Annotated in this window: 21 protein-coding genes and 1 pseudogene; 12 read left to right on the top strand and 10 right to left on the bottom strand. The window is 67.5% G+C overall.

The features are described from left to right. Nucleotides 1-91: 91 nt before the first annotated feature. Genes HUT06_RS26185 through HUT06_RS26170 form a run of 4 tightly spaced genes read right to left on the bottom strand, consistent with a single transcriptional unit; the run spans nt 92 to nt 4,699 of the window. Nucleotides 92-2,905, bottom strand: a complete 2,814-nt coding sequence (locus HUT06_RS26185; RefSeq protein ID WP_176198140.1) for an NACHT domain-containing NTPase — start codon at nt 2,903-2,905, stop codon at nt 92-94. 45 nt (nt 2,906-2,950) lie between these two features. Next, on the bottom strand, nt 2,951-3,991 hold the full coding sequence (locus HUT06_RS26180) for an IS3 family transposase (protein WP_176195100.1): 1,041 nt from the start codon (nt 3,989-3,991) through the stop codon (nt 2,951-2,953). After that, complete coding sequence (locus tag HUT06_RS44050; protein ID WP_217711149.1) at nt 3,988-4,407, bottom strand: transposase; 420 nt, start codon at nt 4,405-4,407, stop codon at nt 3,988-3,990. Before HUT06_RS44050 ends, HUT06_RS26180 begins: the two co-directional genes overlap by 4 nt. Before the next feature lie 52 nt (nt 4,408-4,459). Next, nucleotides 4,460-4,699: a hypothetical protein gene (locus HUT06_RS26170; protein ID WP_176198139.1), complete on the bottom strand. Its 240-nt coding sequence runs from the start codon at nt 4,697-4,699 to the stop codon at nt 4,460-4,462. Between the two features lie 169 nt (nt 4,700-4,868). Between HUT06_RS26170 and HUT06_RS26165 the strand changes: the two genes are divergently transcribed. Continuing rightward, a complete protein-coding gene (locus HUT06_RS26165; protein ID WP_217711464.1) occupies nt 4,869-5,132 on the top strand; it encodes a hypothetical protein in 264 nt (87 codons plus the stop codon). Nucleotides 5,133-5,265: 133 nt separating this feature from the next. Here the strand turns inward: HUT06_RS26165 and HUT06_RS26160 are convergent, their stop codons facing one another. Further along, nucleotides 5,266-5,730 (bottom strand): DUF4365 domain-containing protein, encoded by a 465-nt coding sequence (locus tag HUT06_RS26160; protein WP_176198137.1) that lies wholly within the window; start codon nt 5,728-5,730, stop codon nt 5,266-5,268. A gap of 771 nt (nt 5,731-6,501) precedes the next feature. Here HUT06_RS26160 and HUT06_RS26155 point away from each other — a divergent pair. The 3 genes and pseudogenes from HUT06_RS26155 to HUT06_RS26145 all read left to right on the top strand — a co-directional run. Further along, nucleotides 6,502-7,456 (top strand): annotated as a pseudogene (locus HUT06_RS26155) (transposase); the annotation flags it as partial. A 205-nt stretch (nt 7,457-7,661) separates the two neighbouring features. Further along, entirely contained in the window at nt 7,662-8,081 is a 420-nt protein-coding gene (locus HUT06_RS44045; RefSeq protein WP_217711149.1) for a transposase, read from the top strand. Continuing rightward, the gene (locus HUT06_RS26145) at nt 8,078-9,118 is read left to right on the top strand and encodes an IS3 family transposase (RefSeq protein WP_176195100.1); all 1,041 of its coding nucleotides are present in this window, start codon (nt 8,078-8,080) and stop codon (nt 9,116-9,118) included. Before HUT06_RS44045 ends, HUT06_RS26145 begins: the two co-directional genes overlap by 4 nt. A gap of 196 nt (nt 9,119-9,314) precedes the next feature. On the opposite strand, the gene HUT06_RS26140 is transcribed toward HUT06_RS26145, so the two are convergent. Further along, nucleotides 9,315-11,246, bottom strand: coding sequence for a hypothetical protein (locus HUT06_RS26140; RefSeq protein ID WP_176198136.1), 1,932 nt, complete (start codon nt 11,244-11,246; stop codon nt 9,315-9,317). Nucleotides 11,247-11,589: 343 nt separating this feature from the next. On the opposite strand from HUT06_RS26140, the gene HUT06_RS44040 reads away from it, so the two are divergent. Together HUT06_RS44040 and HUT06_RS44035 are read left to right on the top strand one after the other, a co-directional pair. After that, a complete protein-coding gene (locus tag HUT06_RS44040; protein WP_217711463.1) occupies nt 11,590-12,132 on the top strand; it encodes a transposase in 543 nt (180 codons plus the stop codon). 61 nt (nt 12,133-12,193) lie between these two features. Beyond that, a complete protein-coding gene (locus HUT06_RS44035) occupies nt 12,194-12,484 on the top strand; it encodes a hypothetical protein (protein WP_217711462.1) in 291 nt (96 codons plus the stop codon). Between the two features lie 218 nt (nt 12,485-12,702). On the opposite strand, the gene HUT06_RS44785 is transcribed toward HUT06_RS44035, so the two are convergent. The 3 genes from HUT06_RS44785 to HUT06_RS26125 all read right to left on the bottom strand — a co-directional run bounded on the left by HUT06_RS44785 (nt 12,703) and on the right by HUT06_RS26125 (nt 14,128). Next, nucleotides 12,703-13,044, bottom strand: a complete 342-nt coding sequence (locus tag HUT06_RS44785) for an amidohydrolase family protein (protein ID WP_302931888.1) — start codon at nt 13,042-13,044, stop codon at nt 12,703-12,705. Between the two features lie 96 nt (nt 13,045-13,140). Continuing rightward, on the bottom strand, nt 13,141-13,326 hold the full coding sequence (locus HUT06_RS44030) for a hypothetical protein (RefSeq protein WP_217711461.1): 186 nt from the start codon (nt 13,324-13,326) through the stop codon (nt 13,141-13,143). Nucleotides 13,327-13,522: 196 nt separating this feature from the next. Continuing rightward, nucleotides 13,523-14,128: a TetR/AcrR family transcriptional regulator gene (locus HUT06_RS26125; protein WP_176198135.1), complete on the bottom strand. Its 606-nt coding sequence runs from the start codon at nt 14,126-14,128 to the stop codon at nt 13,523-13,525. Nucleotides 14,129-14,188: 60 nt separating this feature from the next. On the opposite strand from HUT06_RS26125, the gene HUT06_RS26120 reads away from it, so the two are divergent. Both HUT06_RS26120 and HUT06_RS26115 read left to right on the top strand, forming a co-directional pair. Further along, nucleotides 14,189-15,091 carry an oxidoreductase gene (locus tag HUT06_RS26120; protein ID WP_176198134.1) on the top strand — a complete coding sequence of 301 codons (903 nt, stop codon included), beginning with the start codon at nt 14,189-14,191 and terminating at the stop codon, nt 15,089-15,091. 1,452 nt (nt 15,092-16,543) lie between these two features. Beyond that, a complete protein-coding gene (locus tag HUT06_RS26115; protein ID WP_176198133.1) occupies nt 16,544-17,377 on the top strand; it encodes a PE-PGRS family protein in 834 nt (277 codons plus the stop codon). Here HUT06_RS26115 and HUT06_RS26110 read toward each other — a convergent pair. Then, nucleotides 17,310-18,845 (bottom strand): cell envelope integrity protein TolA, encoded by a 1,536-nt coding sequence (locus HUT06_RS26110; RefSeq protein ID WP_176198132.1) that lies wholly within the window; start codon nt 18,843-18,845, stop codon nt 17,310-17,312. The two genes, HUT06_RS26115 and HUT06_RS26110, sit on opposite strands and share 68 nt — an antisense overlap. A gap of 423 nt (nt 18,846-19,268) precedes the next feature. Between HUT06_RS26110 and HUT06_RS26105 the strand changes: the two genes are divergently transcribed. The 4 genes from HUT06_RS26105 to HUT06_RS26090 are packed head-to-tail and all read left to right on the top strand — an operon-like array spanning nt 19,269 to nt 23,994. Then, complete coding sequence (locus tag HUT06_RS26105; RefSeq protein WP_176198131.1) at nt 19,269-20,507, top strand: ABC transporter substrate-binding protein; 1,239 nt, start codon at nt 19,269-19,271, stop codon at nt 20,505-20,507. Nucleotides 20,508-20,514: 7 nt separating this feature from the next. Next, nucleotides 20,515-21,390 carry a branched-chain amino acid ABC transporter permease gene (locus tag HUT06_RS26100; protein WP_176198130.1) on the top strand — a complete coding sequence of 292 codons (876 nt, stop codon included), beginning with the start codon at nt 20,515-20,517 and terminating at the stop codon, nt 21,388-21,390. Further along, nucleotides 21,383-23,239 carry an ATP-binding cassette domain-containing protein gene (locus HUT06_RS26095; RefSeq protein ID WP_176198129.1) on the top strand — a complete coding sequence of 619 codons (1,857 nt, stop codon included), beginning with the start codon at nt 21,383-21,385 and terminating at the stop codon, nt 23,237-23,239. Before HUT06_RS26100 ends, HUT06_RS26095 begins: the two co-directional genes overlap by 8 nt. Continuing rightward, nucleotides 23,236-23,994, top strand: a complete 759-nt coding sequence (locus HUT06_RS26090; protein ID WP_176198128.1) for an ABC transporter ATP-binding protein — start codon at nt 23,236-23,238, stop codon at nt 23,992-23,994. The genes HUT06_RS26095 and HUT06_RS26090 overlap by 4 nt, the downstream gene beginning before the upstream one ends. The last annotated feature ends 1 nt before the right edge of the window (nt 23,995 follow it).

Genomic DNA, 23,995 nt, shown 5'->3' with positions numbered 1-23,995 from the left:
AACAAGGAGCGAACACCAATGCGGGCGTTGACCATCCACTGGGTCAGGGCGCTGGCGAGGTCGCCAGCCGCGGAAAACGGCACCTGGTTTTTCAGTCTTGATCGAGGTCGCCGAAAGCATGTGCCGCCCAGGCCTCAATGTGGGGGCTGGAAACGTCAAGGAGTCCGCTGCGACGAAAGATCTCCAGCAGTTCAGCGCGGAAGCTTTTGGGGAGACGGTCGGCATCGGCGGCAAGTTGCCGCAGCACTCGCGAATAATGGGTGTTTCTGCTGCGTGTTGCTTCCTGCTGACGTCCTCGCTCGATCGCCTCTACACACTCACGATATGCCCGTTGGAGCTCATCAGGGTTAGCGCCTTCACCTGACTTGAGCCACATATGAATCATCGTGTGCGCAACCGATAGCGCGATGGAGTTTGTGGAGAGGACGCCGAACTCGGTGAGCCCCTCGTTCACTGCGTCGTCGGGATCCCGGTCGAGATTGATGATCAGTGGCTCGATACCGTGCCAGGCGTAATCCTGTCCCAGGTCGCAGGCGAAGTAGCTTTCCCTGCGCAACTCGCGGGTGCTCATCCTTCGCCAGCCGATATAGGTCGCGCCAGGTGGGGTGTTGGACAGCCAACGTCCGTCGAGCGGGGGCGGGTCCCAGCCACCGGGGCAGGAGGAGATCAAGATGTCTCTCTCATCGCCGTTCCAGATTCGGTCCAGCCGTAGCGTGGCGACTAGGTTCCGCCATCCTTCGGTCTTGAACTGGGTCCGCCAGAGCAGGGTGTGGCGGCGCCAGTCTTCCACTGGGAAGGTGGCGTCCGGGAAGAGTGCGCGGGCTGTGAGCCGGCTTCCTGGAAGAAGTAGCAGAAGCAGCAGGTTAGCCGAGAGCGCGGCGCAGCGGGCCGGTGCGCCGAGGCGAACGGGTTCGTAGTTCTCTTGTCCCCAGTCGCGCTGGGCGTCGTGCGCCGTGCGAAAGCCGTCCAGCAGCAACTCGCACAATTGTGGGCTGTGAGCGGTGATGAGACCGGTGAGGAACTCGACCACCTTCCCGCGTAGGGTCAGCGGCGCGAACGACAGCAGAGCACGCAGGAAACCGTCGTCGGCTGGCCGCCTGGTGCGCGAAGTGGACACGGAGAGGACGGCGGCCAGGTCGGCAAGTTCCCGCGCGATCAGTCGGGCTATGAGGAACTCACCGAACGTCGCGTGTAAGAACTCGCAGGTGGTGAGTCTAAGGTCGGCACGGACGGCTTGGGCTTGGTGAATGAAGAAGAACCGGCTGATGACCGTCTGTGCCGGAGAGGATGCTTTTGCGAAGCCAGCGGCATGTGGAGCAGACATCTCGAGGAGAGCAGCGAGATCGGCCGTCAGTTCTTCCTCGCTGGCCCATTGTCGGCCTCTATTGAACATGGCGAAGGCCGCTACGGAGAGGCACAGCAGTTCCTCTTCGACGGCAGCGCCCAGCTCTGCTGGGTTCAGTTCTGGATGAGACTTCCGAACCTCACGCTCGGCGAAGGCCATGATGATCCGTTCGTACAGATCGGCCTCATCGAGTGCTTCGCTGTGCCGCTGGAGCGCGTTGTCAGCCGCGTCGTAGAGAGCCAGCATCAGCAGCAACAGTGGCTGTTCGGCGCAGGCAGGTTGTTTCAACACGGCGTCGAGAGGTAGGGGACGCAGGCCGCGCGCGGCGAGATGCGGGGTGTTGACAGCGTTCCAGACAGTCAGCCAGCGGTCGACCCGCGCCTCGTCGAAGGGCTCTAGCCGCACTGCAACCGCACCGCTACGGGGGATGCGCGCGCGGTCCGCCACCGCTGTTCGGCTGGTGATGATCACCGCGACTGGTCGTCCCTGGTCGGCCTCACGCTCCTGGAACCGCGCGATCTGTTCCAGATAGTCGGTTTGCCCCACACCCGTGGCCTGAAGTAACTCGTCGAAACCGTCCAGTAACAGGACGGGCATGGCGCCGCTGCTGGCGCGGGCAAGCGCCGGCCAGGTCAGATGGTCGCCGGTGGCGTCCCTGATCGCGAACTCGATTTGCGATTGAAGGTCGGTGTCGGCGGGAACCTCTCGCAGCACGACCCGCACCGCGAGGAAGTCGGTCACAGGTAGGCGGGCCGCGAGGACCTGGGTGAGAAGTGATTTGCCCGATCCCGGCTGTCCGAGCACGATCAGCGGGCCCTCGGCCACGCGCAGCGAGGTGAGATACGAGATCAGGAAACTCTGCAGGTCCTCCCCGACCGGGATCGGGTTCCAGAAGCTCTCATCATCGATGCGGTCGGACGGACCGACAGAGTAGCTGCGGTACGCCGGATTGACGTACGCCTCAGCGAGCGAAGGCAATGCGAGCCCTTCGGGGACGTCTCCGGCGGCGAGGACCGGACGATCGAGAATCCGGCGGTACCGCCGGGCGAGGGCTTGGCGACGCTCGTCTGGCGCTCGTCCGGACGCGATGTGATCAAGGGTTTCCTGCAGGCCGGCCAGGCCCATCTGGGTCGTCCGGTTGTCGTGTCGACCGGCCCAGAACGCCACCTCGGGGAACTGGCCCGCGAGTTGACGTAGATGCTGCTCATACTGCCGTACTGCCGCGACCGGGATGCGTTGCTGCAGAGTCTCCCGCACGCCGACGCCAAGCGGTCCCCGAGCCTCCAAGTAGCCGATCAGTCGCTCGCTCAGGCTCGCGTAGAACTCCTCCAGCTTGGGGTCCGAGACCTCCGGCACGTCGCTGTCGTTGAGAATGCTCGCGAGCGCGCGAAGACGTTCGCCCGAGACATCCTGACCAGTGGCGAGCTGTACCAACCTCAGCTCGCGCAGGTCGATGGGCGGCTCGACGCCGCTCAGCGCCTCGAAGTACCCGGTCAGCACGATGATTTGGTGGGCTGCGGTGAGCCGTTGGGTACGGTCGAAGCGGCCGAGCCCGCGCATCCGGTCGGTAGGTGTCAAGTCAAACGGGACAGGGGCCAGTGATCGTTAGGCGGCCTGTTTCTCCTGGTCAGAGCTGCTCGGGTCGGTGGGGTCTTCGTCGGGTCGGTTGATCTGCGCGACTGTGGGGATCTTGGGCAGCGTGGGCGGCTGGGTGAACCGTCGCGGGTTGGCCGCGCGGAACGCTGCGATCGTGGCGGCTCGGTTGTGCTGGATCGCCTGTGCGGTGCCGATATGCATGGTGAACGGCGTGTGGAGCCCGATCCCGGCGTGGTAATGCCGGTGATTGTAGTAGTCGAAGAAATGGTGGCAGAACGTCTCGGCCTCGTCGAGCGAGGTGAACCTGGCAGGGAACACCGGGCAGTACTTCAAGGTTTTGAACTGCGCCTCGCTGTAGGGGTTGTCGTTGCTCACCTTCGGGCGGGAGTGGGACTTGATGATGTCCAGGTCTGCCAGTAGTGCCGTCACCGGCTTGGAGGTCATCGAGGTCCCGTTGTCGGAATGGATGGTGCCGGGCACGATCCCGCCGTTGGCGGCGAACGAGTTCTGCATGAACTGCTCGGCCAGCTCACCTGACTCGCGCAGGTGGATCTCCCAGTGCACGACGTAGCGGGAGAAGATGTCGAGCATCACATACAGGTCATAGAACTGGCGTGGCCCCGGACCTGGCAGTTTCGTGATATCCCAACTCCATATCTGGTTGGGGGCGTGCGCGGCCAGATACGGTTTGGTGCGCGCCTGGTGCCGGGCGTGGGCGCGCCGCTCCCGGACCTGGTCACGCCTGCGTAGTTCCCGGTACATCGTCGACACCGACGCCAGGTACACCCCCTCGTCCAGCAGCGCAGCCCACACCTGTCGGGGTGCCTTGTCGGCGAACCGGTCGCTGTTGAGCATCTCGACCAGTTCGGCCCGTTCGCTCTCGCTCAGCGCGTTCGGCGGCGCCGGCCGCTCCGCCGGCTCACTGTTTCCCGGCGCCGGGTTCCGCCGTCGGTAGAAACTGCTGCGCGGCACACCCGACAATGCGCACGCGAAGCGAATCGGCAGATGCTCGACCAGCAGGGAAAGGGTTTCGTGGCGGCAGCGGGTCACGAATTCTCGGTGTCCGCGCTCTCGGACATTGTTTCCAAGAGCGCGATACCTTTTCCCATGATGTCCAGGGCGGCCTCGGTCTGCTTGAGTTTTCTGGCCATGGCGGCGTTCTGCCGCTCCAGCCGCGCCTTCTCCTTGCGCAACTGCTCCAACTCGGCCTGCTCCGGCGTCTTCTCCTTCTTGGCGGCCGGGCGGCTCGTTCCCGCAGCGGTCAGTTCACCGGCGTCGCGCTGCCGGCGCCACAGTTGAACGCTGGACTCATAAAGTCCCTCACGGCGCAGCAGTGCGCCCTTGTCGCCATGCTCGGCCGCGTCGTACTCCTCGACCATCCGCAACTTGTAGGCGGCACTGAAGGTCCGCCGCTTGGGCCGGCCGGTCCGCGGCCCGTCACCGGAAGGAAGATCGTGGCTGGTCATCGTCACTCTGCTCAGTACCCGTTCTCGCCCTGTCTACATCAGCTAGGGAACTTCATCCCCTCGTGTCCCATCTGAGCCTGACACAGAGGGGGTCGCCGAGCCCGGCGACCAGTTCACCGCTGAGCCGCGCCAGTTCCCCCTTGGCATCGAAGAGACTGAGCGCGAATGCCGAACCGCCGCCGGTCAATGCCAGAAGAAGACCGCCAGTGAGCCGGTCCAGCGCAGCCACGATCCTGCTGTCGGTGCCACCAAGAAGCTTCACCGCATCGGCGTAAGACAGCCGCTTCGACATTAGTCGCTCCACCTGTCAGCGGCACGGACAATCTCCGCACCTGGTTCTGGATTAGACGGCCTCTGGGGAGCACTGGTTTCCGGCTTCAGACAGGCCGACCTCATGGGGCTTGACATCAAGTAGCGGGATCTACCCTGTGAGGTTGCGGACCGGGGTACAGATGCTGTGGGTGAACGCAGTGATGGAGCGGTGGGTGCAGACCTGCCGCCGTGAACTCATGGGCACGTTGATCTGGAACCAGCGGCACCGGCTTCAGGCCCTCCACGAGTTCGAGTTCTACAACGAGCATCGGCCTCATCAGGTCATCGCCATCGCACGCCCGTTGAAGCCGCTGCCTCCACCGATCATCGAACCCGGCGAGATCGCCCACCTGAACATCCGAAGAAGACAACGGCTGGGCGGAATCCTCAACGAGTACGAACATGCCGCTTGACCTGCCCGACGCGATTTCCGGCAGGGACAACGCGGGGCCAGTGGCCAGCCCGCAAAGCCACCTATGGTGACAACAGCTCCGAGAAGGCCGGGGCTGATCGACGTTGTATGGACGGAGGAATCTCCGGGCAGTCTCAGCTGGGCGACGTCGACTCGAAGGCCGTGGGCAAGAGATCGCCGGGCTTCATTCGCCAGGGGGCGAGTTGCGACCGCCACGTCCTGGAGAAGTTCACACCCCACTCCGGCGGGGATTTGAGCCCCGGCTTGTCGTAGTCGCGGGATACCAGGGGTGGGGCAGGGGTACGCCACGCGGCTGCGGGGATGACAAAGAGCTCTGGTTGCTCGCTGTCGGGTGGGTACACCAGCAGAGCCAGCGCGCGGAAGTCGTCCAGGGGGAAGACCTTCTTGCGCATGAACACGTAGTTCAGGCGGCTGGACTTGACTTGGACAAGTAGGTGCTGGCCGTCGCCTCGGTCGATAAGCAGGTCGACGCCACGATCGTCGACCAGTGGCCGGAATACCTGGTAGCCCGACAGCGCGAACTCCGCAGCGGCCGCAGCGCCCAGATTCGTGGGGTTCGCGTTCTTCCATCGTGTCATGGCGCGAACCTACCGATGGCGTGCTCCGTGCGCCGCCGTATCCCAAGCGCGTCGTGCGGGGAGCAGACCTCGCGATCGTCGCCGGCGTACCCAACTGGGGTTTCGCGCAGCAGGACGGGCAGCGCGCCAGCCCGGCGTTCTGGAAGCCGGGCCTGCCGACCGAGACCCCCTCGCCAGCCACAGCGCCCGGGGCACGACCTCGAATTCCACGCCAGGCAAGATCATCTTTCATGCTCGGGTTGGGAAGAAGCCAGGCACAAGCTGGCTGGCTCACGCGGTCCCTGCCAGATCGGCGCTCATGCTGACGCAGGTTGCGTCCACGGGGGTGGTGTATGAGTTTGACCTGGTCAGAGGGCGTGGCGTCGTGACGTGAGACGGCCATCGCGTGATCCTTCGAATCGACCAAGACCGAAGGAGAAGAAACGCGATGGCCGTGGACAACAGTGTGGACCCTAATGACTCCCGAGGGGCTGCGGTCCTGCAGCTCTTTCTCGATCGATGCCTATGTGGACCCCGAGGCTTGACCTCTCCCCTCGCAGGCGGTGCGCGGTCGGGATGAGCGATGGGTGGGTGGTGATCGAAGGGTGCCGGGAGACGTCTCGGGTGTCCCTGGACGTGAAGTCCTCCCCATAGGCAGTGCGGCCCGGCGCCTCTCGATCGCCACCCACCGGATCGGCGGGGTCGGCAAGATCGTGTTCTGAGCCGACCGTAGGGACCACCGCTCGGTTGACCGGGGCCTTGAGTCCTCACCTGAGAATGCGGGCCCTGCGGCGGATTGGGGTCGCCAGGTCCAAGAGCGATCATGCTGACGCATTCACCCTGGCCAGCATCTTGCGCGTCGACGCCGCTCATCACCGGCCACTGCCAGAGGACTCCGAACTCGTGCAGTCCATCGCGGTGCTGGCCCGTGCCCAGCAGGACGCGGTCTGGAACCGCCAGCAGCTGGCCAACGAGCTCCGTTCACTACTCCGCGAGTTCTTCCCGGCCGCGCTCCAAGCCTTCCAGGTCAAGAATGTTGGCCTGACCTCCGCCGAAGCCCGCGCCGTCCTCACAGCGGCCCCCAACCCCCACCCGGGCCGCCAAGCTCACCAGAACCCAGCTGCGGGTGGCGCTGCGCCGCGCCGGCCGCCAACGCAACCTAGACAACCGTGCCGAGCAACTCCAAGCCGTCCTCCGCCAGGAGCATCTGCACCAGCTCCCCATGGTCGAGGCCGCGCTCGGCCACCAGACCCAGGCCCTGCTGCTGCAGCTCGACGCTGCCTGCCAGGCCGCCGACGACCTCGCCGAAGCCACCAGCCAGGCATTCCACCAGCACCCCGGCGCCGAAATCATCGTCAGCTTCCCCGGGCTGGCCGACCTGACCGGCGCCCGCGTGCTGGCCGAGCTCAGCGACGACCGGGCCCGCTTCGCCGACGCCCGCGCCCTCAAGGCCTATGCCGGATCAGCGCCCGTCACCCGCGCCTCTGGACGCAGCACGGTAGTTCACCATCGCAAGGTCAAGAACCAGCGGCTGGCCGCCGCCGGCTATGTCTGGGCGTTCGCCTCCCTCCGGGCACCCGGCCCACGCGCTCACTATGACCACCGTCGAGCCGTCGGAGACCGACACTCCAGCGCACTCCGCAACACCTTCAACCGCATGATCGGCTGCCTCCATCACTGCCTGCAGACCGGCCGGCTCTATGACGAAGCCACCGCCTTCCGCACCCACCTGGCCGCCGTCGCTTGACACATTAGGAAGATCGGATGTCTATGGGATTCGTCAAGCTGCTCGGGCGTTGGGTTTGCGGGTGGGTTGGTAGGGCTGCTTGTCGCGGAGCATGGCGTAGATGACGTCGCTGCGGCCCTCTGTGTCAGGCTCAGATGGGACACGAGGGGATGAAGTTCCCTAGCTGATGTAGACAGGGCGAGAACGGGTACTGAGCAGAGTGACGATGACCAGCCACGATCTTCCTTCCGGTGACGGGCCGCGGACCGGCCGGCCCAAGCGGCGGACCTTCAGTGCCGCCTACAAGTTGCGGATGGTCGAGGAGTACGACGCGGCCGAGCATGGCGACAAGGGCGCACTGCTGCGCCGTGAGGGACTTTATGAGTCCAGCGTTCAACTGTGGCGCCGGCAGCGCGACGCCGGTGAACTGACCGCTGCGGGAACGAGCCGCCCGGCCGCCAAGAAGGAGAAGACGCCGGAGCAGGCCGAGTTGGAGCAGTTGCGCAAGGAGAAGGCGCGGCTGGAGCGGCAGAACGCCGCCATGGCCAGAAAACTCAAGCAGACCGAGGCCGCCCTGGACATCATGGGAAAAGGTATCGCGCTCTTGGAAACAATGTCCGAGAGCGCGGACACCGAGAATTCGTGACCCGCTGCCGCCACGAAACCCTTTCCCTGCTGGTCGAGCATCTGCCGATTCGCTTCGCGTGCGCATTGTCGGGTGTGCCGCGCAGCAGTTTCTACCGACGGCGGAACCCGGCGCCGGGAAACAGTGAGCCGGCGGAGCGGCCGGCGCCGCCGAACGCGCTGAGCGAGAGCGAACGGGCCGAACTGGTCGAGATGCTCAACAGCGACCGGTTCGCCGACAAGGCACCCCGACAGGTGTGGGCTGCGCTGCTGGACGAGGGGGTGTACCTGGCGTCGGTGTCGACGATGTACCGGGAACTACGCAGGCGTGACCAGGTCCGGGAGCGGCGCGCCCACGCCCGGCACCAGGCGCGCACCAAACCGTATCTGGCCGCGCACGCCCCCAACCAGATATGGAGTTGGGATATCACGAAACTGCCAGGTCCGGGGCCACGCCAGTTCTATGACCTGTATGTGATGCTCGACATCTTCTCCCGCTACGTCGTGCACTGGGAGATCCACCTGCGCGAGTCAGGTGAGCTGGCCGAGCAGTTCATGCAGAACTCGTTCGCCGCCAACGGCGGGATCGTGCCCGGCACCATCCATTCCGACAACGGGACCTCGATGACCTCCAAGCCGGTGACGGCACTACTGGCAGACCTGGACATCATCAAGTCCCACTCCCGCCCGAAGGTGAGCAACGACAACCCCTACAGCGAGGCGCAGTTCAAAACCTTGAAGTACTGCCCGGTGTTCCCTGCCAGGTTCACCTCGCTCGACGAGGCCGAGACGTTCTGCCACCATTTCTTCGACTACTACAATCACCGGCATTACCACGCCGGGATCGGGCTCCACACGCCGTTCACCATGCATATCGGCACCGCACAGGCGATCCAGCACAACCGAGCCGCCACGATCGCAGCGTTCCGCGCGGCCAACCCGCGACGGTTCACCCAGCCGCCCACGCTGCCCAAGATCCCCACAGTCGCGCAGATCAACCGACCCGACGAAGACCCCACCGACCCGAGCAGCTCTGACCAGGAGAAACAGGCCGCCTAACGATCACTGGCCCCTGTCCCGTTTGACTTGACACCTACCGCGGCGGCGGGCCAGGCAGATCGCAACTGCCCATCATCCTGCGGCGATCTGGTCGTGGGCGGCCCGTCCCTGCGACTGGTCGAGTTTTGCGCCGGAGTCCGCTACCCCTATGCCTCACCTTGCACGGACACGTTTCGTAGGTGGAGGTGTCCAGTCCTCAGGGCCGCCTGGGCGCCCGAGGGTTCGGCCACGGTGTGCCGGATCGTGATGCGTCGAGGATCTCGCCGAGCTGTAGCCAGGCATTCGGTCCTGCATGAGAGGACGGGTTCGCGGCGAACCGCGCCCAGGCCGCTTCGTCCTCACCTAGTGCGGTCATGACGACCGAGGTGACGGCCTCGAGAGGAGGCGAGTACCCGCTGCCTCCCCCGATCGAGAGGACGGTCCACGCGGGCAGGGCACGAACCAACTCGTCGGAGCAGTCGGGGAGGGCCAAGACCGTACGGGTCCACGCCTCGCGAAGGTTGGGGCCCCCACCGAGCCGGCTCCGCAGATCCATCGTGATCTGCAAGATCGCGGTCTGTGGTGCCGGGTGCCGGTGGAGCACGTCGGCAAAGGCAAGCTGTGAGCGTGGACGGTGAGCAAAGGAGAGCAACGCCTTCTCTACGAGCACGTCATCGGTGTGCCGACTGAGATAGTCCTGCAGGACGTCGTCGGTCGTCGCCGCGAGGTCCCGGGCGCTCACTCGGCGAGGATCGCCCAGTGCCTTTTCCCGGCTGGCCACCGTTGGGTCCGCGATGATCCGCTCGATCGCCGCGTGCAGTTCGGACAGTCGTCGCTCGTCGTTCCACCCGAGGATGCGTCCCGCCCTCCACCGGTCTTCGGGAACCTGCCGACCACCCTGGAGCACGAGCCGCACCTTGGCCCTCACCTCGTCCGTGAGGTGAGGGAGGTGAAGCAGCATGGCATGTACCCAACGGATGTCCTCGCGTTCTCGATACCTCCTTGAGTCCGGCGCCTCCCAGAGCTCCAAGGCCCGTACCGCTGCTGCGGCAAAGCGGCGACCGAGCTCGGCTAGTGAGTCTTCCGATGCACGCCAGGTTCTCGGATCGCCATAGCGGTTCGTCGCCTCCGCGGGATTGAGCAGGTAACGCCAGGTGTGGTCCGCTGCACGCCGCGTCCACGAAACCGCGGACCGGCACCCGAACTCCAGCAGAAAATCGGTGTCGGTGAGGTATTCCTCCACATGATGCCGGTCATCTGCGGTCAGAGCGCCAAGCTTGTCGGCGAACAGGGCACGCGCTTCTTCGGCGGACGCGCCGTCCCGCGCGGTCCGACATAGCCGAGTGATCAACACGCTGCGCTCGAAACGCGCCAGATCTTCTGCGGCGAGTTCCTCGAGAAGAGCCTGGTCCACGTTCCAGGGAATGGTTCCCAGGAGATGGTTACGAATGATGGACTGGGTCGGCGTGTCCCGTGTTCGGTCAACGAGTTCGCGGTGTCGATGAACATGGACGGTGACCAACCGTCCCCACATCTCCTGCCACGCCTGCATACCCTGCTCGAACGCCTCCCACTCGGCGTCGCCCCCAGTATCCTCGCCAACTTCGGGACGCCGGGGCAAGAGCGCGACCGCCGCAGCAAAGACGTCATCGTGCAGTCCCGGCTCACGCAGAATGAGTTGAGCTGTGCCTGGCTTCTCCGATAGTTCCCGGGTCATCGGTTGTCCGTGCGGTCCGCGCCTCTGGATTTCCGTAACGATGGCTTGTACCATCGCGTCGGTACTGTCCGCACGTCCGAGAGTTGCAAGCTGAGGAGCGGTGCAGCGGGCCAGGAATTCCTCGCGCAATGCATCGCTGCAGGATGGATGAGAGAGCGCCGCCGCAGCCAACTTCATCGAATCAGAGCGATGAGTCCCGACCTCCCGCCCCAGGTCGGTTTCCGTTGCCGTCCTTAGCATCCACTCGGGCGCCACTTCGGTGAGCGTTTCGCATAGGAGGACCAGCAGCAGGTCGTCGCGTTGCAAGCTCGCGTCCATGGCGCGAACCCGCTCGACCACCATGCGGACCGCCGGAGAATCAGGACTTCCGGCTTTGGCTATCGCATATAGAAAGTTATCCGGAAGTCCGGATTTCGAACCCGCTTGTGCCACCCATTGTCTCCTGCGATCGACGAGCCGAGTCAGGTTTCATTGTGCCGTGTACTGCCAGAAGGTGCACCATGCTCGGGTCACGTCCAGCGGAGTGGTCACCAGGGCACCATGGCTGTCGCCAGGCACCTCTGCTGTCTGGCGGAGAGACTCGGCGGGGGCCGAGGTGACGGCCTGGAGTGGTCGCCGGATAACGGCCACATACACACTGCCGCCCTCGGCCCTATCCGGGGCCGCGGATCGGCAACAGGAAGATGCGCCGCATAGCCCCGCTTAGTGACCACCCGGGAGCCGGCCTCGTCGCCGAGTCGATGCCGTCGATGTCACCTCCACCAGGGGAGCCGGGTTGTCGCTCGCGCTGGGTGAGGCGTTGTTCTTTGTCAGGATCGATTGGGCGGCGGCCGAACACGCGGTATGCGTGATGAACGAGGCCGGGAAGGTCGTGTCGGAGTTCACCGTTAGGCACTCGGCGGACGGCATCGCCCAGCTGGTGCGTCGGCTGGCCAAGTTCGGTGACCCCGAGCTGGTGCCGGTCGCGATCGAACGGCCCAACGGCCGCCTGGTCGACCTGCTGTTGGAGGCCGGGCATGCGGTCGTGCCGGTCAGCCCGAACGCGATCAAGACCTGGCGGGAGGGAGAGGTGCTTTCGGGCGCCAAGTCCGACGCCGGGGGCGCCGCGGTGATTGCCGAGTACCTGCGGCTGCGGCAACATCGGCTGCAGGTCGTCACGCCCTACTCCAGCCAGACCAAGGCGGTGCGGACCGTGGTGCGCACCCGCGAAGACGTGGTGGGGATGCGCGTGACGGCGATCAACCAGTTGTCGGCCCTGCTGGAGGCCCACTGGCCTGGCGCCAAAAGCGCTGTTCGCCGACCTGGAGTCCCCGATTAGCCTGGAGTTCCTCACCCGCTATCCCACCGCGGCTTCGGCCGCCCGCCTGGGGGAAGCACGTATGGCCGCGTTTTGCGCCAAGCACTCCTACTCCGGTCGTCGGTCGCCCGCCGAGCTGGTGGTGCGGCTGCGAACCGCACCGGCGGGGACGGTGGACGAGACGTTGACGCCGGCGCTGCGCGACGCGGTGCTCGCGCTGGTCTCGGTACTCAAGGCCGTCAACGCTGCCTTGAAGGACCTCGACAAGTCCGTCGCTGCCCGCCTGGTCGAGCACCCCGACGGCGAGATCTTCACCTCGCTGCCTCGATCTGGGCGGATCAACGCCGCTCAGATCCTGGCCGAGTGGGGGTGATTGCCGAGCCGCCTATGCCGGGCCCGACTCGGTGGCCGCGCTCGCCGGGATGTGCCCGGTCACCAGGGCCTCCGGACGGCACCGCGCGGTGGGGTTCCGCTGGGCCTCCGGTGACGTGGCGCCCACGCCCACGCGTAGGCCCGTACCGATGGCACAGGACGACACCACCGGGCCATCCGCTTCCTGACGCCACCGCCACACCGCGCGGCCTTCCTCCCTCAGCCCTCGGAGTCGGCCGCTGCGTGTTCGGGACGCTTGTGGACCTGGCCTTCCTTCATGACGAAGTCGACCCGCCCGGTGACCTGGATGTCGGTGAAGGGGGCGCCGGGCATGGCGATGATGTCGGCGGTCTTGCCTTCGGCGACGACACCGAGGTCGTCCAGGCCCAGCAGGTCGACGGCGACGGTGGTGACCGCCTCCAGCGCGCGGGCGGGGGTGATGCCGTTGGAGACCATCATCGGGAACTCCCGCCAGTTGTCGCCGTGGGGGAACATGCCGGCGTCGGTGCCGAAGGCGACCTTGATATCGCTGCCGGCGAGATTCTCGACGCTGTTGAGCAGCGCCTGCTGGCACGTCTGGAACGTGCGGGGCTTGAAGGCAGGTTCGCCCGTCCAGTGTCTCTGGTTGTAGGCGTTCCGGGCGTCATCAATGATCGTTTACTGGGGCGGCGCCACGAAGATGCCCGCGTCCTCGATCATCTTCACCGTCTCGGACGAGGCGAGGTTGGCGTGCTCGATGCTGCGGACGCCCGCCCGGACGGCCCGCTTGGTGCCCTCGTCGCCGTAGCGGTGCTGTGTGGCCGGGACGCCGCGGTCGGCCGCCGCGGCGACCAGGGCGGTCATCTCATCCTGGGACTAAGCGGAGCCCGAGTTCCAGCCCGTGCGGTCGTCCGTCATAGTGAACGGAACACCGCTTACCCAAGTGCTCCTGTTCGCGGCGTGGGTGCGGCGCACCATGGCGCGCGAGTCGGCATGCTGATCCTGACCCGCCCCGGCTTCTCGGCTCAGCCCCCTCCGTCAGCGCTGCGGCTCGTGGCCGTCAGGCGGACCGCTCGCTTTCGTCCGAACGTTCAGCGTGCGGGCCGGTGAACCGGGCGACGGCATCGGCGATGAGGTCCTTGACCTGGTCCGGGCGAACGACGCCGCAGCTGATCAAGCCCGCCAAGCCCTGGAACGTGGCGAGGAAGATCACACTCGCCCGCTCTGCGCCGGAGCCGTCCTCGGCCTGGGCATGCTGGAACACCTCGAGGATGGGCGCGAAGGCCTCGACAGCGCTGTGAGCGATGGCCACCCCTGCCGCACCGTGCTTGTGCGAGAACATCAACTCGACCAGATTAGGCTCAGCGGCGGTGAAGCCGATGTAGGCATTCGCGATCGAACGGATCTGCCCCGCAGGGGCGTCCGCAGCAGAGGCAGCCTCTCGAAGTCGCGCACCCAGCCGTGCGAACCCCTCGGCCGCGAGCGCATCGAGCAGCGCCTGGCGATCCGGGAAGTACCGGCGCGGGGCGGCATGACTCACTCCGATCTCGCCGGTGAGCTCCCGAAGGGAAAGCTCTGCCGCCCCCTTCTCGCGGAGCTTCACCGCAGCGCGATCCAGCACCGCCTGACGCAGGTTGCCGTGATGATACGGACGAGGCGAGGTCATGGCGTCAGACTACAAAAAGTTTCCATTGACAACATAGTAGTCAGTGGATACATTGGCGCCATGCCCACTCTCTCATCTCCCGCACAGATCCCCGACCAGACCGGCCGGACCATCGTGGTCACCGGCGCCGCCAGCGGCATCGGACAGGCCGCGGCCGCAGCGCTCGCCAACAGGGGCGCACGCGTGATCCTCGCCGTCCGCGACCACGAAAAGGGTCGCCTGGCGGCCCGCGACATGGGAGGGTCAGCCGAGGTCCGTACCCTCGACCTGGCCTCCATCGCCTCGATCCGCGACTTCGCCGAAGGCGTGCACGAACCGGTCGACGTTCTGGTGAACAACGCCGGCGCGATGACGGCCACCCGCCAGGAGACGCGAGACGGCTTCGAAAGCCAATTCGGTGTCAACCACCTCGGCCACTTCGCGCTGACGAACCTCCTGCTGGACCGCATCACGGGCCGCGTCGTGACGATCTCGTCCAGCGCCCACCGCTCGGCGCAGATCGACTTCGACGACCTGCAGTGGGAGCGTCGCCCCTACCGACCCTTCGGCGCCTACGGCCAGTCCAAGCTGGCCAACCTACTGTTCACGGCCGAACTGCAGCGTCGGCTCACCAGCGTCGGTTCACCGGTGATCGCCACCGCCGCGCACCCCGGATGGGCATCGACCGGGTTCCGGATCGCCAGCGGCAACCGGCTCTTCGACGCCCTCATGGCGATCAGCACACCGATCCTCGCGCACGGGCCGCAAGGAGGCGCGCTCCCAACCCTGCTGGCAGCGACCGGCGATGTCCCCGCTGGCAGCTTCACCGGCCCGAGCCGCTTTGGCGGTGTGCGGGGCCCGGCCGGACTCGCCGAACCCGGCGCCCTGGCGAATGACTCTGAGACCGCCGCACGACTCTGGGAGGTCTCCGAACGACTCACCGGCGCCCAGTTCCCACTGACCGCGGGTAGGGCCGCCTCATGAGCGCGCACACGAACGCCAGCTTCTGGTCCACGGTATAGCGCATCCAGGACCACCGGCCGTCATGGAGCTGCCCAAGCATGGCTGGTCACCCCTGCAGGTGGCCGGAAGGTCGCCGAGACCATCCCCGGTGACCAGTAGGTGAGGGTGGCTCACGAGGCGATCTGCCGCTGGATCTACGCACTGCCCAAGGGGGAGCCGGCCCGCCGGTGCCTCGTGGGGGCATAGTCGCGCAGTCACGGGCACGTGTCCGCATGACCCGTCCCCGCCGCTGGCGTGCGATGCCGACGGCGTGGTGCGAGGCTCAGAGGAACGCCCAAGGACTCCGGTTCCATCCGGGAGTTACCGGCAAGGGAAAACCGGACATGTGACCGCAAGTGAACTCCCGATGATGCCTTGTGATCCCAAGCCCCGCCGAGGGAAGGCTCCAGCGGGGCGCAGGGCCGGCTGCTGAAAGTGGCAGGCGCCGGTCGGCGGCCGCGTAGCAAGCGCTCCCTTCACCGCCGACTTGAGCGCGCTGGCCACCTGCGGAGCACGCAAGGCCGCGGACCGCCGACACCGCTGCCGCCCGCCGAGGACAGCGACGCGGTCGGCGTCGATCGGACCGTCAGCAAGCTCAACGATGCCGCGCGGGCGAGGTCGCGAGCCTGCGGATGCACGCCCGCGGAAGCGCGTTGCCGACTGCTCTGGTGGCTCTGACCGCTGGAGCTGTGGGCGACATGACCGGCTTGGGTGGGCGCGGGCCCGGATCGAGCCGCCGAGCCGCCGAGCCGCCACGCGGACAAACTGGGACAAGTCGGGCGGTGGGCAAGCCTGGCAGTCTCGCGTTTGCCCTGGTCGGGGGTGGCGGGTCGCGTGGGGCTCGAACCCGCAATCTACGGATTAAAAGTCCGGAGCCTCTCGTATCAGATCCGTGCTCTCAGTGTCAGGCTATACCGCTCTGTCCACATTCGGCGCCATTTCCGTGCTGGCACATCCCGCTCCGCGCCAGTCCGGTTCGGAACCGCCGGCAGAAAACGAGCAAGCATGGACGGCCACCGAACGTGTGACAGTCATGGGTGTTCGTGTCGGTGGGGCGACACGCCCCGACAGCACATGGCCCGCCCATTCACCGCTCGGTGCGCCCTACCGCATTCCGGTTGGTGCATAGTCTGTAGCTGAACGGTCGGATTGATGTGAGCCCGCACGCAGATACGGACGCCTGCGTGCGGGCTCAACAGTACCGTCGCTTGCGGGAATGCCGAAAAGAGACATGGTCAAGTTTCTCCTTCGGCTCGGCGGCTTGAGCGGGTGCGGGTCGGTTCGAGGCTGATGCCGGCCAGCGCTAGATGGTCGGTCCGGAAGCCGTGCTACGGCTGGGGCCACGGTGTTCACGTGCCGGGCTCACCAAAGTGCCCATAACGAAATCGTGTTGGAGTCGCCGCCCGATGGTGTGGCGCGTCTTCAATGGGCTTCATGGAGATCGGCGAGATCTGGGCATACCGGGACGGCGGCGACACTCGTGGCGGGAGGTTGGTGCGTGTGGAGATCGTGTACCTGGATCATCCGCGGCGCCCGGGTTGTGTGCATGTCCGGTTGCTCGATGGTGAGGATGCCGGCGTCCAGGAGTGGGTTTCACCTGACCGGTTGCCCGTGACCTGGGCCGAGGTGGAGAGGGTGCGGCGTGATGACGAGCGCCTGGAAGCCGCGATCAAGAATTCGGAGCATGCCCTTGGAACCGCGGCCCTCGAGGCGGCGAAGCACGTGTTCAACGCGGTCAAGGCAACCGGCTTGTTCCGCTTTCGGGCGACCAAACCGGGGGCGGGTGTTCTCGAGGTAGCCGAGCCGGCCAAGGCAGCGGAATGGCTGGGGTGGGACGAGGCGGAACTGGGCGATGGCGCGGACGGCTTCAGGGACAGGCACGGCACCTACATCGCGGCTTGGCCCATGACGATGCGGATCGCGGCACGGATCGCGCTCCGGCGACCCAATGACGTGCTGCCGGCTGTTCTCCACAGGATGGCGGAGGTTCGGGACGAGCACGAGAATGCAACGTACGGCAGGCTCCGTACCTCGCGGAAGCTCGAACGCTGGGAGGCCGTCGCTCGGGTCCTGCACGAGTGGTGCGGGGAGGAGGCCACCGACCGCTACGACGAGTTGGAGGCGCTGCGAGCCGAGGTCGACCGGCTGGGTGCGGTGGTGGAAGCCGCCGTCGCCGCGCTGCGGCGAAAGGGCCACCACGCTATCGCCGCCACCATTGCGCGCGACCTGGGCGTCCGTATCTCCAGCCCTCCCGGTAGAGGTCGCTGACGGACTGCTGTGTTCCTGAGTGGGGGCGGCGGTATTCCTGGTATGGGCCCTCTGGGCTCCAGTCTCCGAGGTAGGGGCGTAGATCGTCGGGTTGTGGCTCGAACTCGAACTGGGAGTCGGCCAGGCGAGGGAGGTTCTTGACCGGGTCCAGCCGATCGGCGAGCGCACGCGCCCAGTCGAGCCAGGATCGGATCTGGGCCGCCTCTACGTGGTTCGGGTGTCCTGAGTTCGCGGTGTCCAACGCGTCGCACAGTTCGCGGATCTCCCGGGCCGAGTTCCAGCCTTCCCGGAGCACTGTGAGGACCCGGAGTCGATGTTCTTCGGTTACTTGTTCCGTTGCCTGGGCCATCGCGGCTCGCCAGCGGGCTTCGGTCTCGGCCTTCTCTCTGTCTAGTTCCGCGAGGAATTCCGCGTGTTCTCGTTCGGCCTGTTGCTTTCGATGCTCTGCGTCCTTTGCGGCCTCCTCTGCCTTCTTGATTATGTCTAGCAAGCGGGCTTCGAGGCGTGATTTGTTGTTGTCCGTCCATGTCACGTCCTTGCCGTGGTGAACGGTCAGGGTGAGCCGTAGTCGGCCGGTCGGCTTCGATATGACCTCGGGTTCTACCCGCTGCCAGGAATACAGGCGGCGTTGCTGCTTTCCTGGCACATCAGGTACCAGCTCCATTTCCTCGTGCTCTTCGCTGAGCGCTACATCGAAACGGTGCCCGCCGTTCAGTTGCAGGAAGAGACCACGTGGCTTGCGTTTCCGTGACAGAGCGAGTCGATGGCCGCGCTGTTCGGCCTCGCCGGCCAGGGACTGGACGATCCGCAGGGCCCGTTGCCGTTCTCCTTCGGAGACTTGGAGAATTTCGGGGTTGGTCGCGAGCATCCCTGCCAGGCCAGCGGGGTCGCTGACCAGGTCTCGGGCGCCGAGCCGGATGCGGTTCCATTCGGTTTGAGCTTCTGGGCTTCCGTCCGAGAGTCGGATGATCAGGTCGCCGCTCGATCGACCGGTGTGGAGCAATTCGAACCCCTCCGGCACCAGAGCGCCCTGTTTGATCGCGTGTATGGCCTTCCGGTAGGCGGCGCGGGTGCGTTCGTCTGGCTGGAGCACGCGGACGGTGCCTTCCTCTCGCAACTGCCGAACGAGTGCGGCCGCGGTGACGATCGGCTGCTTGACGGATGACGGCGGCGTTTCGGTCGTCTCCGGAAAGCGTCCGTGCTCCAGGTAGTGGCGGCCCGCTTCGGTGATCTCGGCCCGCCAGGTGCCGTCTTCGATCGGCGTGGTCACCAGTCCTCGTCGCCGCAGCGCGTACACGGTGTGTGCAAGGTCGTGATCTCGGCGGGTCACCGGGTCAGTGCCGGTGTCGATGCGCCGCAGAACATCCAGTTGGCGATCGTTGAGCTTCGTCCAGCGCTGCATCTTGCTAGACCAGTCCATGAAGATGTTTGCCGCAACGAGTTCACGAGAATCGGTCGATCTGACCATGACTGCGGGTGTCCGAATCGGCTGCGCGTAGTGCTGCGGTGCGGCGGGAAGCTCGCGCTCGCGTTGGATCTCGGCGGCGTGCAGGATCCCCCCTCTGCGCGCGAGGCGGACCGTCCGGGCTCGATGTTGCGGACGCAGTTGGACAGCTGGACGCGCCGAGGTCGCCGTCGTGCAAGTAGGCCACGGGCGGGCGCCGCTGCCGAATCACGAGATCTGGGCCAGCCCCAGAGATCCTGTCGAACTTCGACCCGGCGGTGACCTTCCACTCCGCGCCAAGGCCCGCTACCTGGCCCACCCATCGCTCGGGCCGGGCTTCTGGGGTTCTCCGCACGGCTCGCGGGCCTTCGGGAACTGCCAGACGTCCCTTGACGTGGATCGGGGGGAAGTATACAAACGTTCATACACCAAATCGAGGAGGCGGCCTTGGTCACTTACCGGACGGACGGGATGTCCCGGCGCGGGTTCCTGGCGGGCGCCGCGTCCGCCGCCGCGCTCGGCGTGGTCGGGCTGGGAACGGCGGCGTGCGGGAGTTCTGGGGGCGGCGGGGCGAAGGCCGCCCGGATCGGGTGGGTGGAGCCGAAGACCGGCCGGCTCGCCGCCGCCTACAAGCCGATCTACGTCGGCGCGAGGCTCGCCTTGGAGGACATCAAGGCGGCCGGCGGGCTGCTCGGGGAGGCCGTTCAGGTCACCGAGCACGACGACAAGGGGAGCCCGGCCAGCCAGCCGGCGGTGGCGCAGCGGCTGATCCGGGACGAGCCCACCTTCGTGGTCGGCCCGACCGGGAGCTCACAGGTGCTGGCGTCGGTGACGGCGCTCTCCCGCGCGAAGCTGATCCAGTCGGCGTGGGGCGGCGCGGAACTGCTCGGGGACGGCGACCGCTTCCCGCACCACTATCAGCTGGTCTACAACACCGCGCAGCAGGCCAGGGTCGCGGCGCGCTTCCTGCACGAGGTCCGCGGGCTGCGCAAGATCGGCATCATCGTGGAGAACTCGGAGTTCGGCACCTCGATCCGGGACGCCGTCGTCCGGACGCTGCGGGACGCCTACTCCGCCAAGCCGGTCGCGGTCGAGGTGTTCGAGGTGGACGCCTCCGACATGACGCCGTTCGTCCGCAACCTGGAACGCGCCGGCGTGGACGGGCTGGGGCTGTTCACCGGCCAGCCGCAGGCGACGGTCCTGATCCTGCGGGCGATGGCGGCGAGCGACTTCCACCCGGTGATCGTGTCTCACGACCTCAACTACATCGACGCGCTCGGCGAGTTCCCGCGCCCGCTGCTCGACGGCTTCTTCGGCACCACCTACCGCGGGCTCACCTACACCGACCAGGAGAAGCCGTCCGCGGAGGTGCGCAAGCTGGTCGAGCGCATCAACAAGCACCCGGACACCGCCGGCCTCGGGTACTCGGCGGTGACCAGCCCCTACTACGACTACATGATGCTGATGGCCGAGGTCGTCGGGGACACCAAGAGCACCGATCCGGCCAAGCTCAAGGCCGCCCTCGACAAGGTCAGCGGCCACCAGGGCATCCGGGCGAAGGTGTCGTTCACCGCGAAGCGGCACTCCGGCATCGCCGACGAGGACATCACCATCGGGACCCTCATGTCGGCGAAGGAGCCGGAGAGCCTGGGCGGGGTCCTGCGCCGGCGCGCGGACGGGGTGTGACCGTCCGATGATCGCCGACATCCTGGTCGCCGGGCTCGTCTTCGGCAGCCTGTACGGCCTCGTCGCGATGGGCTTCAACGTGCTGCACCGGCCGACGAACGTGGTGAACTTCGCGCAGGGCGAGCTCATCATGATCGGCGCGATGCTGATGGCCGCCACTCCGATCGGCGGGCTCCCCTGGGGGATCGCCGCGGTCTGCGCGATGGCAGTCGTCGCGGTCGTGGCGCTGGCCGAGGAGCGGGTGGCGGTCACCCCGGTGCTGCGCCGGTCGTCCCACGCCGCCGGCTGGGTGATCACCACGCTGGCGTTCTCGCTGCTGATCGCGGAGGCCGCCGGACGGCTCTGGACGGACCAGCCGAGCACCGTCGCGCCGCCGTGGCCGCTGTCCCTGGACGTCAATCACGTGGCGGGGGTCCGGTTCTCCAGCTACCAGGTCGCGGTGGTGGCGGTCGCCGTCGCCGTGGTGCTGCTGCTCGGCCTGCTGGACCGCTCCCGGCTCGGCACCGCGCTGCGCGCGGTGGCCGCCGACCGCGACGGCGCCCGGCTGCGCGGCATCGACCCGAGGGCGCTGACCCGGCGTTCCTTCCTGCTCGGCGGCGCCCTGGCGGGGCTCACCGGAGTGCTGGCGGCGCCGCTGCTGCTGGCCTCGGTGACGATGGGCCTCGGCCTGCTGATCAAGGGGTTCGCCGCCCTGGCGGTCGGCGGGATCGGCGACAATCGCGGTGTGCTGGTGGCCGGGTGGGTGCTCGGCACCGTCGAGGCCGCCGGCGCCGCCTACGCCTCGCCCGGTTCGCAGTCGGTCGTACTGTTCGCGGCGATGCTGCTCATCCTGCTGGTCCGGCCCAACGGCCTGCGCGGTCTGGCGGTGCAGCGTCATGTCTGAAATCCTCCGGACCCGGTCCGGCACCGTGCGGCGTGCCGCCCCCTGGCTCGTCCTCCTGGCGGCGGCCGCCGTGCTGCCGCTGGTGAGCGGCGACCCCACGATCACCTACCTCGCCACCACGGCCGCGATCTACGTGGTGGTGGGGACGGGGCTGAACATCATGTTCGGCTACACCGGCCAGGTCTCGCTCGGCCAGGGCGCGCTGGTCGCCGTCGGCGCCTACACGACCGGCGCCCTCATGGTCGACCACGGCTGGGCGTTCTGGGCGGCGGCCCCCGCGGCGGTGGTGGTCACCACGGCCGCCGGGACGCTGATGGCGCTTCCCGCGTTCCGGCTGTCGTCCTGGTACATCGCCCTGGTGACGCTCGGCGCGGCGATGGCGGTGCGCAGCCTGCTGGTCGAGTTCGAGGGGCTGACCGGGGGCTGGTCCGGGCTGGTCGGCATACCGCGGCCTGCGATCGGGTCGTGGGAGTTGGGGGAGCGGGACGTCCTCTGGCTGGTCATCGCCGTGAACGTCGTACTGTTCGTCATGGTCCGCAACATCGTCGACTCCCGCCTGGGCCGGGGCATGATGGCCGTCCGGGACGCGCCGGAGATGGCGCGGAGCGTCGGCGTCGGCCCCGCGCGGACGAAGCTGTTCGCGTTCGCCTGCGGCGGCGCCACCGCCGGGATGGGCGGGGCGCTGCTGGCCGTCCACCACGGGCTGGTCACGCCCGACGACTTCACGCTCGACTTCTCGATCCTCTTCCTGCTGGTGGTCATCATCGGCGGCGCGGCGCGCCTGGCGGGCCCGATCATCGGCACCCTGCTGTTCTTCGCGCTCCCGGAGTTGCTGACGGGCCTGGCGGAGTGGCGCGGCCTCATCTACGGCGCGGCGCTGCTCGTGCTGATGGTTTACGCGCCGCAGGGCATCGCGGGGGCGTGGGACAAGTTGCGGGCGCGTTACCGGAGCGGCCGCGTGCCTGCCTCCGGTTACGCCGCCGATGCCGTGGAGGACACCGCCGTCGAGGACGCCGCCGTGGAGGACGCCGCCGTGGAAGACATCGCCGTGGAGGACGCCGCGGAGGTGGGGCCGCCGCGCGGCGAACCGCTCGGCGTCGAACTGTCCGGCGTCCGCAAGTCCTTCGGCGGCGTGCACGCCCTGCGCGGCGTCGACCTCACCATCGAGCCCGGCAAGGTGCACGCGATCGTCGGGCCGAACGGGTCGGGGAAGACGACCCTGCTCAATGTGATCAGCCGCCTGCTGCGGCAGGATGAGGGACGGATCCTCCTCGGCGCCGAGGACGTCAGCGGGGCCACCGCCGAGCGGCTCGCCCGGCGCGGTGTCGCGCGCGTCTTCCAGACGCCGCGGCTGCTCGGGGCGTCGAGCCTGCGCGACAATGTCCTGCTCGGCGCCTACGCGCGCGAACGGGCGGGCGGGCCGGCGACCGTCCTGCGGCTGCCGCGGGCCCGCCGCGAGCGGGCCGCGCTGGTGGCGGAGGCCGACCGGCTCCTGGCCGGCCACGGCCTGGCCCGGCGGGCGGACGAGGAGGCCGCCGCGCTGCCGCACGGCGAGCAGCGGCTGCTGGAGGTGGCGCGGGCCCTGATGGCGCGGCCGCGCCTGCTGCTGATGGACGAGCCGGCGGCCGGGCTCACCCCGCGGGAGCTGGAGGCGCTGGGACGCCTGATCCGCGCGATCCGCGACGCCGGCACCACCGTCGTCCTGGTGGAACACCACATCGAACTCGTCGCGAACGTCGCGGACGTGGTGACGGTCCTGGACCGGGGCGAGCTGGTGACGTCGGGGGCGCCGCAGGAGGCCCTCGGCGACGCGCGGGTCGTCGAACTGTACTTGGGGGCACCCGCATGACGGCGCAGGGCGAGGAACTGATCAGCGTGTCCGGGCTGAGCTCCGGCTACGGGGCGGTGCCGGTCGTCCGCTCGGTGGACCTCACGGTCCGGACGGGCGAGATCTTCGCGGTGGTCGGCGGCAACGGAGCGGGGAAGACCACCCTGCTCAGCACCGTCTCAGGGCTGCTGCGCCCCACGTCCGGGTCGGTGCGGTTCGCCGGCGCCGACATCACCGGGTGGAGCCCCGAGCGGATCGTGGCGCACGGCCTCGTCCACATCCCCGAGGGGAGGCGCCTGTTCACCGGGCTCACGGTGGCCGAGCATCTGCGGCTCGGGCTCTGGAACGTCCCGAACCGGCGCGGGGTGGAGCGGGAGCGGACGGAACGGGTCGTCGACCTGTTCCCGGTGCTGGGCGAGCGGATGGACGCCTACGCGGAGGTGCTCAGCGGCGGGGAGCAGCAGATGCTCGCCATCGGCCAGGCGCTGATGCGCGAACCCCGGCTGCTGCTGCTGGACGAGCCGTCCATCGGCCTGGCGCCCGTGATCATCCAGCGGGTGTTCGCGGTGGTGGACCGGCTCCGCGAGCACGGCCTTACGGTGATCCTGGTCGAGCAGCGCGTCGGCCAGGCGCTGGCGCTCGCCGACCGGGGGCTCGTCATGCGGCACGGCAGGGTCGAGGCGTCCGGGGACGCCGCCGAGCTGGCGGCGGACCCCGCGCTGCGGGCCGCCTACCTGGGCGCGGCGGCGGCCGGCGGGCAGCGGAGCGAGGAGTGAC

It is taken from the genome of Actinomadura sp. NAK00032 (assembly GCF_013364275.1).
Lineage (GTDB): Bacteria > Actinomycetota > Actinomycetes > Streptosporangiales > Streptosporangiaceae > Spirillospora.
Note: the sequence above shows the minus strand (reverse complement) of the source record. Positions and strands in the feature narration are given on the sequence as shown.

Coding starts and splice junctions, on each gene's coding strand:
- HUT06_RS26185 (WP_176198140.1), bottom strand. CDS start 2,905: ATGCGCGGGCTCGGCCGCTTCGACCGTACCCAACGGCTCACCGCAGCC.
- HUT06_RS44050 (WP_217711149.1), bottom strand. CDS start 4,407: ATGACCAGCCACGATCTTCCTTCCGGTGACGGGCCGCGGACCGGCCGG.
- HUT06_RS26170 (WP_176198139.1), bottom strand. CDS start 4,699: ATGTCGAAGCGGCTGTCTTACGCCGATGCGGTGAAGCTTCTTGGTGGC.
- HUT06_RS26160 (WP_176198137.1), bottom strand. CDS start 5,730: ATGACACGATGGAAGAACGCGAACCCCACGAATCTGGGCGCTGCGGCC.
- HUT06_RS44045 (WP_217711149.1), top strand. CDS start 7,662: ATGACCAGCCACGATCTTCCTTCCGGTGACGGGCCGCGGACCGGCCGG.
- HUT06_RS44035 (WP_217711462.1), top strand. CDS start 12,194: ATGGCCGCGTTTTGCGCCAAGCACTCCTACTCCGGTCGTCGGTCGCCC.
- HUT06_RS44030 (WP_217711461.1), bottom strand. CDS start 13,326: ATGACCGCCCTGGTCGCCGCGGCGGCCGACCGCGGCGTCCCGGCCACA.
- HUT06_RS26125 (WP_176198135.1), bottom strand. CDS start 14,128: ATGACCTCGCCTCGTCCGTATCATCACGGCAACCTGCGTCAGGCGGTG.
- HUT06_RS26120 (WP_176198134.1), top strand. CDS start 14,189: ATGCCCACTCTCTCATCTCCCGCACAGATCCCCGACCAGACCGGCCGG.
- HUT06_RS26115 (WP_176198133.1), top strand. CDS start 16,544: ATGGAGATCGGCGAGATCTGGGCATACCGGGACGGCGGCGACACTCGT.
- HUT06_RS26110 (WP_176198132.1), bottom strand. CDS start 18,845: ATGGTCAGATCGACCGATTCTCGTGAACTCGTTGCGGCAAACATCTTC.
- HUT06_RS26100 (WP_176198130.1), top strand. CDS start 20,515: ATGATCGCCGACATCCTGGTCGCCGGGCTCGTCTTCGGCAGCCTGTAC.
- HUT06_RS26095 (WP_176198129.1), top strand. CDS start 21,383: ATGTCTGAAATCCTCCGGACCCGGTCCGGCACCGTGCGGCGTGCCGCC.
- HUT06_RS26090 (WP_176198128.1), top strand. CDS start 23,236: ATGACGGCGCAGGGCGAGGAACTGATCAGCGTGTCCGGGCTGAGCTCC.